Genomic DNA, 12,706 nt, shown 5'->3' with positions numbered 1-12,706 from the left:
GGTCTCTCCGTCACGCAGCGATGGGTTGAAGCACCTTGAGCGCATTTTCGATTGTCTTTTGCCGGGCGTCTTCTGCCTCGTCGCCGAAAATGGCGTGGACGTGTTGGCTGTTGTCGGGGTGGGCCAGCAACTCCAAAAGGATGTCACGTTGTTCGTCGAAGAACTCTTGCAGGACACGGAGGCTTTCCAGTTTGATCGCGTCGGTCTGAACGGCCTTCAACTGGTACATGAAGTCCTCGGTCTCGGCCGTGATCAGTTCCTGAAAGCGCTTGGCAAACGCCTTGTACCCGCGCATCAGGCGCCACCACGAGACCCACCAGCTGTCGTTGAAATCAAGCGCGATGGTTTGGCCAAGGGCCACCGGGGCAGGGATATCGGGGGTGCTCGGAACACCGATTTGGATGCCTTCAACGGCGCTCCCGAAGCCTTTGTAGAGAAGCTGCGCGATCTCGGACACAGCAGCTTCGTAACGGGCTTTCGCGGTGGACTGCACGCGGCTGCCCATGACCTTGTAGGCCGATCGTAGCAGAATGCGCAGACCTTCGGGCTGGTATTCCCAGACCGCTTCGGGTCCGTATCGTTCGAGGTGATCGATCAGGGAATGCGATGCCCTGGCCACAAAGTTTTCGCGTGCGCGGTCCGCGCGCTCGTTGAAATCCCGGATCACCGTATCGAGTTCTACGTTCAGCACGTTGATGCTGTCTTGAACGATCCGTTCGAATTCCTGCTTGATCTCGCTCGCGTCGATTTGGGGGGCGTCCTCGCTCCCTTCGATCCGCACCGTGTTCGCGGCCTGTTGCGCTGTGGCGAGGGTGATGGCCGAGCTTGCGGTCTTCTGGACGAACTCTTCCCCCACCTTTTCCACGACACGGCGGGAAATGGCGTCAGACAGGGCTGGCAGGCCAGACAGTTCCCAAATCATTTCCGTGGCGGATTGCGTCGGTGCGTCCGGCTGGAGTTTGACTTCTGCCCATTTAAACAAGGCCTTGGAACTGGAGTCGCCAAGGGACTCGAGTTCGCCCGAAAGTACCTTGTTGGCCCAATAGGCACTTCCGAACAGAATTTCGACATTGTCCGGACCGTGGTGCTTGCGCAGCGTTTCACGGATACTGTCTTCGATTTCGGGAATGCTTTTCGCGGGATCGGTCAGTTCGTCGATCCTGTTGACGAAGACAATCAACTCGCGCGTGTCGATGTTCGAGATCAGCCGGATTAGGCCCATGTCGACCGAGGTCAGTGCCTGGCCGGCGGACAAGACCACGACGCAAACCCGGCTTTCCCGGATTGCGCGGATTGTGATCTGTTCGCGCATCATGAACGTGTCGTTCACGCCGGGCGTGTCGCGCAGACACATGCGGAACGGGAATGTCTCGGAGTTCAGGTAGAGGTCGGCGGATCGCGTGATATCCGCGAATTTCCCTAGGTCGGCGATGTCGCCGTCGTCATCCTGATCCGCGAAGTCGTCGCCGAGGCAGATATACCGTTCGAGCAAGTTCTTGTCGAAATAGCCGTATTCGTGCTCTTGACCCATGAGCAACTCGAATTTTCGCCCGAGCCGGTGGCGCGACTTGCTGCGCATCTCCTCGATCTGAGAGCGGATCTTCTGCAACTCGCTCTCTGCGCCTGCGCGCCCTGCCAGTTCGCCGATCCGACCGCCTTTCGCCAGCAGGCGGTCCCATTCGTCTTCCGTCATGAATTTGAACCGCGCCGCGACTTCGGGACGCTCTGTTCCGGGCTGCAGGTGCAGGGAGGTGACCACGGATGTCCATGGGTTGACGTCCGAGGGCAGGAGGTCGGACCAGCCTGCCATCGCGTTGACAAGGGCGGTTTTGCCGGCTTTCACTTGGCCGAGAAGCGTGACGCTTGGTTCGAACTCATCGAGTTGACGGTGCAACCGTTCGAACGAGCGCGCGGTGTTTTCACCCACGACGCCAGACAGGTCGTCTATCGCGCGCTCGACAGTGGCGACGCGGTCCGCGAAATCGCCAAGGCTTTTTGTGCCTGCCTTCAAGATGCTCGACTTGACCGAGCTTTTTCTTTCGACCGCTGGCGTGATCTTTGCTTCGATGTTCATCCGAATCCAGCCAGATTTTTAGGACGCGCCTGTCGTATGCCGCTGCTCAGGGGCATTGACGTCAGCAATCCGGTGTTAACGCCACAATGATGGTTCGCGTTTGTGTCCATGTTGGGGCAGCAATATGAAAATCCGCCCATCACGACGCCTGCAGATAGAAAGAGTTTTCAAGAAATTCCGTCTTGAGTTGCAACAGAACGGTCACCGCGTCGGTTGCGGCGTCTTCGTTCTTTTCAAGCTGGAACAGGAGGATCATTTCCTGCCCATCATGGGCATCTTCACGGGCCTTTTGCACGCGATGGTCATCCGTTTTGGACGTTGCAAAATGGTCCACCAACCGTGTCATCGTGTCGGCGCAGATGGTAATGGTCTTGTCGACGTCCATGGAGTCACGTGATGCTGCGGACACGAGCGCTTCGGCGCCCTCATCGATGATCGCGACGGCGCTTACAAGGGTCTTGTCTCCCCTTGCGGTGGACGTGACCTTTTTGGTCATTGGAACAACGACGCCGGGGTTGGACTGCCTGTCATCGGCGGGCGTGTCCGGCTTTTCATCCGCGATGTCAGGCGCAAAGCTTTCGATGAGCATTTGGGCTTGATCGAGGTCCTCGGCGCGCCCTTTTTCAATCAAACCCGAAACCGCTTCGACAAGGGCTTTGCCGCCGCTGGACGCCCAGAGCGCAGAGTCGGTCTTCGGTTGCGGCATCAAACCCTGCGGCGCCGCGACTGTAAGCAGGCCAAGAAATTCTTCCGATACAATGGGTTCCAGGGTAGACTTAATCTCCTCAAGTGTACCATCGGCGAGGTGGCGGTCGGTCTTTGTCAGAACAAGAAAACCGTGATCTTTCAGGCCGTCGGGAAGCGATTTCCAGAACTGTTGTTCGTCTTCGTTGAAACCCTCGGTGCACCAGAGAACGATATTGGCGTTCTGCGATATCCAACTCAGGGCCGCTTTCGGTGCATCGACATCGATGCGCACCTCCGCAAAGCTTTGCTGGCTTAGTTCGGGTGACGCGAGTTCCTGTCGGATACGGGTCGTTCCCGCAGGCATGTCATGTTCGCTGAGAAGTCCATCCAGTCGGGTTTGAGTGCCATCGCTGCCCTCGAAAGTCACAGTGTTTGCCGCACCTTGGGCAATCTCGATGACCGGCACCGGGCCGCTGTGGCTCACAATGGCGTCGCCAAGAAACATATTGAGCAGAGTTGACTTGCCGCTGCCGTCAAGACCCGTGATCACCGTGTGAACGGGTTTCCGAAGGTGAGAGGCGAGGTGGCGCGCCATGGGCGCGTATTGCGTCGGAAATCGGCCTTGGTCGAGCGCCGACTGAAGCGCGTCCGCAACCGAAGCTGCACTGTCTGGTGAGGTCAAGACCGTTTCCTCATGGATGCTTCATACTCAACTTCCTGCGTCGTGCGATCGAGCGTGGCGACGACCGTGTTTGGGCTTGCGCAGTGCGCGTCGACTGAGGCGACGGGGCTTTCGATGGGCATTCGCGGCGCAGGACTGAACTTCATGACACAGCACGCAACGTTGTCCTGATCCGGATCGTCGAGATGCGTGATCTGGGTCATCAGCGCCTTGCCGATAATTGCGGCAGACGCGTCTTGAACCTGAAACAGCACGTCCGAGATCTCTTCATCGGCGAGGTAATTCAGACCGTCGCTGGCAGCGATTACGATATCCCCTTCGTACAGAGCAATCGGCGCGTCGCTGCAATCGATCTGCGCGATCTCTTGTCCCACGATGGCAGAGGTCAGGCAATTCTGATCGCTTGCCATCGCGTCTTCGGGGTCAACAAGGTTGTTGTCGACGAGGTACTCGAGTTGCCCGCGCAGCGTGTGGATTTGGTTCAACCGGAAAAGCCTGTCCTGCCGGAAGATATACAGTGGCGAGTCGCCGATTGAGATCCAGTACAGCCTGTCCTGCACGACGACCGGGGCAAGAAGTGTTGTCCCCATCCCATGCGTCTCGGGCTTTGTCAGCGTATATTCCCCGACGCTCGCATTCGCGTGCGCTGTCGCTTCGTGAAGTATGTCGCTGATCCGGGTTTCGAGAAGATCGGGGTCGGTGGCGTAGGCCTTGATCCGCCGGAACACCTCGGACACCACGATGTTGCTTGCGATTTCACCGGAGGTGTGGCCGCCCATGCCATCACCCAGCACCGCAAATCCGACATCCGAGCCTTCGGGAAAATCGGATGCCACCGCGTCTTCCTGCCGCTCGCGACGCCCCTGGTTCAGAAGCGTCACGGCATCGCAGGCGAGCTTATCCGTGGATCGCATTCGTCTGGCCAGACTGTTGCGCGTCATCCCACGAGAAATCCGATCCGCAGAACGGAACGAAACGCAGCGTGGTTTCGCCGACGCGAATGGTGTCCCCGGCTGACAGCTCCTCGGTGCTCAGAACAGGGCGGTTGTTGCGACGCACGAGATTGGCTTTTCCGCCGTGGCCAATGAAAAACGTGTTCTGCTCTGTATCATAGGCAATGGCCGCGTGGTTCTCGCGCGAGATGGATGTGTCGCCGAAATCAAGACGAATGGCTTGGTTCTCCGCACGACCAATCTGTGCGACGCCTGTCGACAGGGTGAACGATGCACCGCGTCCTGGTCCCGCGGTGACGACCAGCCAACCCACGGGAAAGCGCACGTCCTGCGGTTCTTCGGCTCTGCGCAACCGTGCCACCGGATCACCGCCCACGGCGCCCGGGTTGAATCCAAGAAGCCGCGTGCGCGCACGCGCGTTTCCGCTTTTCCGAACGGGTGCCGCTGGTGCCGATGCCTCCGCCGTTTCCGCCTCGCCCTCAGGCTCTTCAACGAAGGTTTCTCTGAGCTGCGACATCACCTCTTGCCCTTCTCCGGGCGCTTCGTCACTCGCCGTGGACCGATGCAGCCGCAGGCGACTCTTGGGCGCGTCTGAGATGTTCACCCGGTTTTCCGAGCGGTCTCGCAGGGGCAAGGGAAGATCGTCGTCTTGATCGAGGGCGTCATTTTGCTCTTCTTCCACAACCGGAGCGACGGGCTCTGGTTTGCGGATTTGCTGGAGCATATGGCCATCGGTTTTCCGGCTGGGCACGATTTCGGGCGCAGGCAATTCGGACGGTGCGTCATGCGCGTCGGATTGTCCTGCCGAGATACCGGTTTCCTCAACCGCAGAGACATCTTCATCGTCTTCATCGATCGACTCATCGGGAGTCTCAACATCATCAAAGCCGCGCGATGCGTCTTGGTCCTGTTCCGGACGCAAGGCAAAGTCCTGTGAAAGCTCCAGCACATCCGCATCGTTCGTAGACGAGGATGACTGATCCAACGGTCCGTTCGGGCCGTCCGTTGCCTCGATGTCGTCGATCTCTTGGGCATCGGCCAGACGTTGCTGGCTGTCGATGATGTCTCGAATGAACCTCATTGACGTTCCTTTCAGGTTTTTTGTGTTGGGGCGGTGAGCGGTTTGCGCCGGGTGCGCCACGGCATCATCGCCCTGATCAGACTGCGAAGCGGATTGTTCACGTCCTGCTCGGAGATATCCTCAAGGTCGAAATCCGACTGGGCGGGCGTGTCGATGCTCTTGGATGACGACAACTCATCCTGTTCGCGCATCCATGCTTCGACATCGTGGATCGGATTACCGAAGAGATCAACGAACTGCTTGACCGAACTGTCTTGCGAGACGCTGAAATGCTCTTCCTTGGCTTTCTTCTTGCGGTTTTTCTTCGGGCTGGATTTTTTCACGTCACGGTTCGTCGTCTCGACCAGCTCTGCGATGGAGTCGACGAGGATCTCGACACGCGGCGCTGGTTCCTGTGCGGGCCTAACACGCGTGGGCTCTTTCGGTGTGTGGCGCTTTGCGGGGGTCGGTGCCACTTGAACCTGACGTGGCACTGTCCCATCGAGAACGCCAAGCCACTCATCCGCTGTCTGAAGCCTGTCCGATTGCTTGATGTTGAGGCAGGTGTCGATGGACGCAAGCAGGGTTTCATCAAAGTCGAGCGTGAGCCCGGCCAGCGGTTGATAAGGGTCCGGCTTGCCCGAGGCGAGCGCGGCCACGCGCCGCTGACTGTCAGGCGGCGCTTGACCGATGATCAGGTGGTAGAACGTGGCGGCCAGCGAATAAAGATCGCTGGATTTTTTCTGATCGGTGTCGTCGAGGTAAAACTCGTGCGGCGAATACCCGTCCTTGACGGACAGCAGGGCGGACAAGGCCCGGTCTTTTCGCAGGCAATTGTCACGCGCGGCGCCGAAGTCGATCAAGGTCAAGTTCCCGGCATCGTCGAGCATGAGGTTGTCCGGCGAGATATCGCGGTGCAGGATCTCGAGGTCGTGGATATACTTGATGGACTTCAGCGTATCGCGCAGCGCTTTCTGCAGAACATCGCGGGTCAGCTTTTCCGGCGCATCTTCGAGAAGCGTCAACAAGTCGACACCGTCTATGAAGTCCATTGCCAGGTAGGCGGTTCCGTTTTCCTCGAAAACCTGATGCACCCCGACAATGTTCGGATGATCCAGTTTGGCCACCCGCCGGGCTTCTTTCAGAAAGTTGGTGATAACACTTTGAAACCTCGGGTCCTCTGACGCAGTCCGCGCCTTCACGTTCCGGCCCTGACGGCAGCACAGCATTTCCGGGAAGCATTCCTTGATCACCACCTGACGATCCAGGCTGTCGCGTGCAAGGTAGGTGATGCCGAAGCCACCATCCCCGAGCATGCGTTCGATCTGGTATTGATTGCGCAGGAGAAGCGTGCCTGCGGGCAGGTCATTTAACGTCGTCTCGTCAGACATTCTGGCGACTTGGAGCACTGTGACAAACCTGGATAAGAACTGTTATGACGTCCCAATTAGCGAGATTTCATCAACAAACGTGCCAGTCGAATGTGATCAGAAGATGTTCAACTTGGGTCAAAAGTTTTATCGTCTTGTGAAATTCGAGAAGCGTAACGGCTTGAACTTGCAGGCAGCGTTGTACCGCCAGTATCGAATTGCCAGGTTTATGCGCATTCAAATCAAGACAGGGTTCTGCGGGCCGCGAGATCACGGATCGCAAGTGCGCAATTTATGAAGGATGGTGGATTGCTGTCCCAAAAAGTCAGACGAAGTCGCCAGTCCTCTTTACAACCTGATCGGTTTTCCGAGGTGATGTGATTGCGTTGCGGCGTCTGCGAGTTTTTGGGCTTGGACGCCGTCGTCGATGCCGGGATCTGGTGCGCGGCCGTCCGTAAGGGCCGCGACGAAGGCGGCGATTTCTGCGCGGTATGCGGGAGCGTAGCGTTCGAGGAAAAACGCCTTGTTCGGAGCGGTCGCGAAACCCGGTGCGGTCGCCAGTGTCAGACGGTGTTCCGGCTGGTTCGCGGCCTGCAGCATGCCGCGTGCACCATGAACCTCGATGCGTTGATCGTAGCCATAGACCGCACGTCGGGAGTTGTTGATCTGGCACAATGCGCCGCTTTCGGTTTTCAGGGTCACCATCGCGGTATCCACATCTCCGGCAGCGCCGATGCCGGGATCGACGAGGCAGGAACCGGTGGCGAAAACCTCGGTGATTTCTTCGCCAAGCAAGAAGCGTGCCATGTCGAAATCGTGGATCATCATGTCCCGGAAGAGGCCACCCGAGGTCTCGATATAGCTGATCGGCGGTGGTGCCGGGTCGCGCGAAGTGATCACCACAAGTTCGGGCCGTCCGATCACTCCTTCGGATAGCTTTCGCTGGAGAAGACTGAAATCCGGGTCAAATCGTCGGTTGAACCCGGTGAGGAACGCGACGCCTGCCGTCTTCACTGCGCGCGCGCATTCGGCGGCGCGGTCCGAGGACAGATCAAGTGGCTTTTCGCAGAAGATTGCCTTGCCCGCCTTGGCGAGCGCATGGATCTGATCGTAATGCGCGGTGGTGGGGGACGCGATGATGACGGCATCGATGTCCTGTGCGGCGATGATCTCATCGGAGCTTCTGACCTCTGCGCCGGACTTGGCGGCGAGCGTTTCGGCGGCGGCGGGTACCGCGTCGGCGACAGCGATCAGCGATGCGTTTTCGACAGCGGCGATGCTGCTCGCGTGAACCTGACCAATGCGACCACAGCCAAGCAAACCAAACCTGATCATGAAGAAACGCTCTCTCTGGATATGGATCGGAGCGCTTTTCGCGCCGCGTCTTTAAGCGCGGGTTCCACGGCGCTTAGGATTTGCACGCGATCGAATCCCTCTTCGTCGCTTTCGAGCGCGTCCCGGAGCGCCATTCCGAACACCATCCGCAATTCAGTGCCGATGTTAAATTTGCAGATATTCGAGCTGCGTGCGAGATGCGCGCGCTGCGCGAGGGGCACCCCGCTTCCCCCATGGATCACGAGGGGAATATCGGTCACGGCCTCAATCCGGCGGATGCGGGTTTCATCCAGACCACCCTCCTGGTTCTGTTGCAGATGGACATTCCCGACCGAAATGGCTATCGCGTCCACACCGGTCTCTCGCGCAAAGCGCTCCGCTTCGGCCGGATCGGTGCCATCAGACGCTTCTCCGCCGCTATAGCCCACAAACCCGATCTCGCCTTCGCAGGAGATCCCGGCAGCATGGGCGAGATCTGCGACCTGCGCGGTTTCGTCGATATTCTGCTCAAGCGGCTTGCGGGAGCCGTCGAACATGAGTGAGGTGAAGCCGGACTGCACTGCTTCCTTGCACTCGTCCAACGTGTAGCCGTGGTCAAGATGAGCCACCACAGGCACGCTCGCGTTTTCCGCAAGGTGGCGGAACATGCGGCCGAGTACGGGCAGGGGGGTGTGCTTTCGGCAGGACGGTCCGGCCTGCAGGATCACGGGCAGACCTTCGGCTTCGGCGGCTTCGACATAAGCGCGCATGTCTTCCCACCCCAGACAGACAAGACCACCTACGGCATAGCCGTTGGCCAGTGCGGGTGTCAGAACATCCTTGAGCGTAGCAAGGGTCATTTGAACTTCGCGACCATATCCATGATGCCCGGGATCGTGTGCAGTTGTTCGGCGTGAGTTGGCTGAAAATACTGCTTCAGACTGCGCTGGCTGAGACCGCCGAGAATGGTGAAGTAGTACATCTCGTACCCCGGAAGCACGCAGCAGGGGTGGTAGCCTTTGTCGATGCAGATCGTGGAGCCGTTGACGATGTGGTAGGCGTCCCCCGGCTCATTATCGACGCGCTGCAACATCTGGACGCCCGAGCCGTAATCCGGTTTGAAACGGAAATTGTAGGTTTCGTCATGGCGGGTTTCGTCGGGGAGGCGATCCGTGTCGTGTTTGTGGCTGGGAAAGCCGGACCATCCACCTGCACCGACAGTGAAAAGCTCTGACACCAGAAGCCTTCCGACGCGGTCGTGCTGTTTCTGGCCGAGGATGTGTTTGATCTTGCGGTGCGTCTTGGTGTCGTCCGATCCGTATTGCACAAGATCGATCTCGTCGGCACGGACAGCGAAAGGCTCCAGCTCATCGTCAAACTTGGCACCGGCCACGAAGACCTCCGCATTGTCCGATAGGCATGTCATGCGCGCTTCCTGTCCGGTCGGGACGTACACGCCTTCCGGTTCTCCGTCCCACACATCGACACCGCGCCCGCCGAGCGATGTGGCGTCGAAGCCGCCAACCGTCACATCGATCAACCCCGTGGCGGGGACGATGCAGGTCTCGTATCCTGGAACGGCGTATCCGAAGGTTTCGCCTTTCCTCAGCTTGACGATGTTGAAATAAGTCAGAGGCACCAGTGCGTCGTCGACGTCGACGATGGGTTTGTTCTCATTGTCGAACGGGGGGATGTGCATGGCTCAGGCCTCCTGGGAAGCGGTGTGATTTGCGATGAAGTGGTCGAGTTCGGAGGATGTTGGCATGGCCGGTGCGCAGCCCGGTCTCGACACGGTAACGGCGGCAGCGGCGGAGCCGCGGGTCACGGCTTCTTTCAGGTCTCGGCCGTCGGCAAGTGCCGCGAGGAACCCCGCCATGAAACTGTCACCGGCGCCGACGGGTTTGAGCGCATCGACACCAAAGATACCGGTCCGCATTTCGTCGCCCCCGGCGAAGGTGATCGCGCCTTTCTCACCCATCTTGTAGATAACAACGGCGACGCCGGAACTGGCGAGGTCGCGCGCTTTCGCAAGACCTTTGTCGATGCCGCCCGCCATGAAGCCGAACTCTTCGTCATTTCCGACGATGATGTCACTCATTGCACCGGCACGGGACAGCACGTCCTCTGCAACCTCGGGCGACGGCCAGGAATAGGGCCTGTAGTCGATGTCGAAAAGGACTGGCAGCCCCGCAGTCTTTGCGCGATCGAAGGCGTGGAAGGCGGCGCTGCGCGACGGCTCAGCCGCAAAGACGGTTCCGGCGGTGACCAAGGCTCCGAAAGGTGCGAGGTCCACGGCGTCGATATCTTCCACGGTCATTTCGAAATCAGCAGCGCCGTTGCGGTAGATGACGTTTTGAAACCCTTCGGTGCGGCTTTCGTAGATCGCAAGTGAATTGCGTGCCTCTCCGCCAACGGTCCGGACATGACGCGCATCGACGCCATACTTGGCTAGCTGGTTCAGGCAGAAGCGACCGACCGCATCGTCCGAGACCGACGTGACGATCGACGCCTGCTTGCCCAATTTGCAAAGGCCCGCCGCGATGTTGGCGGAGGATCCGCCAAGGGACGCATGGAACACCTCGGCCTCTTCGCTTTTGACGCCTGGTGGATGCGCGGAAAGGTCCATGCCGGCCCGACCCACAACAACGAAGTTGCCACGCTGGATCGAGGTCTGAACGGTGTCGAGAGGAAGACATGCCATCACACACCACGCCTTTGTTTTGCACGCTCGGCCTCGATCTCGGCGTGCTTTTCGCGGACCGACGCATGTTCTGACACTTCGGGCGTGCCGACCTCCCACCACGTGTGACCTTCTGTGGTCCAGCCGTCATAGGCATCGACATTCATGACGATGACGGACGTCTTGTCGGCAGCTTTCGCTGCTTTGAAGGCGTCGGCAAGCTGATCAGGGGTGTCGACCTTCACGGCGTTGGCCCCCATCGATGCGGCGTGCGCCGCGAAATCGACAGCGAACGCGTCGGGGATCGTGGGCGTGTCAGAGAACAGGTTGTTGAAGCTTTCATTCCCGGTGTTGTTCTGAAGCTTGTTGATGACCGCAAATCCACCGTTGTCGAGCACAAGCACGATGAGTTTCTTGCGGGTCAGGACGGAGGAGTAGATGTCCGAATTCATCAGCAAGTACGATCCGTCGCCACAGAACACGATCGTATCCGCGTCCGGTTCGTTTTCGGATTGCGCGATCCGCGCGCCCCAGCCTCCGGCGATTTCATACCCCATGCAGGAGAAACCGAATTCGACATCCACTGTGCCAATGTCGAGCGTGCGCCAGTTCGCAGTAACCTCGGCGGGCAGGCCGCCGGCCGCTGCCACGACGCGATCCCGCTTGTCACATAGCGCATTCACGACGCCAATCGCCTGCGCATAGGAATTGGGTCGATTGCCGGGGCGCGTGTTTTCGGCAACGTAGGCCTGCCATTTCTTTCTTTCGGACTGTGCGAATTCCAACCAATCGGAGGGTGCTTTGTAGTCCCTCATGGCTTGGCCTAACGCTTCGATCCCCAGCTTGGCATCCCCGACCACCGGCAACGACATGTGTTTGCCAGCGTCATGTCGTGCGGCATTCAAAGAAATGATGCGTGCGTCCTTCGCGAATGCCGTCCAGCTGCCCGTCGTGAAGTCTTGCAGCCGCGAACCGACGGACAGGACCACGTCGGCGGCCTCGGCCACCGCATTTGCGCTGTCAGATCCGGTGACTCCGACTGGGCCGATATTTAGCGGGTGTTCATCGGTGAAGTTCGCGCGCCCGGCGATGGTTTCGATGACAGGGATGCCATGGGTTTCGGCAAAGGCGGTCATCTCGGACACAGCGCCAGAATATTGCACTCCTCCGCCGGCGATAATCACCGGGCGTTTGGCAGCGCTGAGCAGCTCAACGGCATCCGTGATCTCGTCTGCGTCGGGCCTTTGACGCCGAGTGCGATGCGTCCGGTCTTTGAACAGCTCGACCGGAAAATCATAGGCCCAGCCTTGCACGTCCTGCGGCAGGGCGATGAAAGCCGGGCCGCAATCCGCTGGGTCGAGCAAGGTCGCGATGGCGGCGGGCAGGGACTGGATGACCTGTGCCGGATGGGTGATCCGGTCCCAATAGCGGGTGACCGGTCGGAAAGCGTCATTCAGGCCAAGGGTCGGGTCATTGAAGTCCTCGATCTGCTGGAGCACGGGGTCGGGCAGGCGAGTGAGGAATGTGTCGCCACAGAGCATCAGCAAGGGCAGCCGGTTGGCGTGTGCGAGTGCGGACGCGGTCAGCAGATTTGCGGTTCCCGGACCGGCGGATGCAGTGCAGAACATGAACCGGCGGCGCAGGTGATATTTCGCATAAGCCGCGGCGGCGAAACCCATCCCCTGTTCATTCTGTCCGCGATAGAGCGGGAGGGTGTCGCGGTGATCGTAAAGCGCTTCGCCAAGGCAGGTGACGTTGCCGTGGCCAAAAATTCCGAAACCGCCGCCGCACAACCGGACGCGCGCACCGTCGATGTCGATGAACTGGGCGTTCAAGTAGCGAATGATCGCCTGGGCCGTGGTCAGGCGGATCGTCTCCCCGCTCAT

10 protein-coding genes are annotated in these 12,706 nt (G+C 59.3%); all 10 read right to left on the bottom strand.

Features of this window, described 5'->3' with window-relative positions; all coding sequences use genetic code 11:
* Positions 1 to 10: 10 nt before the first annotated feature.
* The 10 genes from BUA42_RS08505 to iolD all read right to left on the bottom strand — a co-directional run bounded on the left by BUA42_RS08505 (position 11) and on the right by iolD (position 12,706).
* Positions 11 to 2,074: a dynamin family protein gene (locus BUA42_RS08505; protein WP_072777258.1), complete on the bottom strand. Its 2,064-nt coding sequence runs from the start codon at positions 2,072 to 2,074 to the stop codon at positions 11 to 13.
* Positions 2,075 to 2,213: 139 nt separating this feature from the next.
* Positions 2,214 to 3,443, bottom strand: a complete 1,230-nt coding sequence (locus BUA42_RS08500; protein ID WP_072777257.1) for a P-loop NTPase family protein — start codon at positions 3,441 to 3,443, stop codon at positions 2,214 to 2,216.
* The gene (locus BUA42_RS08495; RefSeq protein ID WP_072777256.1) at positions 3,440 to 4,357 is read right to left on the bottom strand and encodes a PP2C family protein-serine/threonine phosphatase; all 918 of its coding nucleotides are present in this window, start codon (positions 4,355 to 4,357) and stop codon (positions 3,440 to 3,442) included. Before BUA42_RS08495 ends, BUA42_RS08500 begins: the two co-directional genes overlap by 4 nt.
* A complete protein-coding gene (locus BUA42_RS20825; protein WP_084066164.1) occupies positions 4,341 to 5,477 on the bottom strand; it encodes an FHA domain-containing protein in 1,137 nt (378 codons plus the stop codon). Before BUA42_RS20825 ends, BUA42_RS08495 begins: the two co-directional genes overlap by 17 nt.
* Before the next feature lie 11 nt (positions 5,478 to 5,488).
* On the bottom strand, positions 5,489 to 6,847 hold the full coding sequence (locus BUA42_RS08485) for a serine/threonine protein kinase (protein WP_072777255.1): 1,359 nt from the start codon (positions 6,845 to 6,847) through the stop codon (positions 5,489 to 5,491).
* 327 nt (positions 6,848 to 7,174) lie between these two features.
* Positions 7,175 to 8,161 (bottom strand): inositol 2-dehydrogenase, encoded by a 987-nt coding sequence (iolG, locus tag BUA42_RS08480; protein ID WP_072777254.1) that lies wholly within the window; start codon positions 8,159 to 8,161, stop codon positions 7,175 to 7,177.
* Positions 8,158 to 9,000 carry a class II fructose-bisphosphate aldolase gene (locus BUA42_RS08475; RefSeq protein ID WP_072777253.1) on the bottom strand — a complete coding sequence of 281 codons (843 nt, stop codon included), beginning with the start codon at positions 8,998 to 9,000 and terminating at the stop codon, positions 8,158 to 8,160. Before BUA42_RS08475 ends, iolG begins: the two co-directional genes overlap by 4 nt.
* Complete coding sequence (locus tag BUA42_RS08470) at positions 8,997 to 9,839, bottom strand: 5-deoxy-glucuronate isomerase (protein ID WP_072777252.1); 843 nt, start codon at positions 9,837 to 9,839, stop codon at positions 8,997 to 8,999. The genes BUA42_RS08475 and BUA42_RS08470 overlap by 4 nt, the downstream gene beginning before the upstream one ends.
* Before the next feature lie 3 nt (positions 9,840 to 9,842).
* Positions 9,843 to 10,841 carry a 5-dehydro-2-deoxygluconokinase gene (iolC, locus tag BUA42_RS08465; RefSeq protein ID WP_072777251.1) on the bottom strand — a complete coding sequence of 333 codons (999 nt, stop codon included), beginning with the start codon at positions 10,839 to 10,841 and terminating at the stop codon, positions 9,843 to 9,845.
* Positions 10,841 to 12,706, bottom strand: coding sequence for a 3D-(3,5/4)-trihydroxycyclohexane-1,2-dione acylhydrolase (decyclizing) (gene iolD / locus BUA42_RS08460; RefSeq protein WP_072777250.1), 1,866 nt, complete (start codon positions 12,704 to 12,706; stop codon positions 10,841 to 10,843). The genes iolC and iolD overlap by 1 nt, the downstream gene beginning before the upstream one ends.

This window comes from Marivita hallyeonensis, assembly GCF_900129875.1.
GTDB classification, from domain to species: Bacteria; Pseudomonadota; Alphaproteobacteria; order Rhodobacterales; family Rhodobacteraceae; genus Marivita; species Marivita hallyeonensis.
Note: the sequence above shows the minus strand (reverse complement) of the source record. Positions and strands in the feature narration are given on the sequence as shown.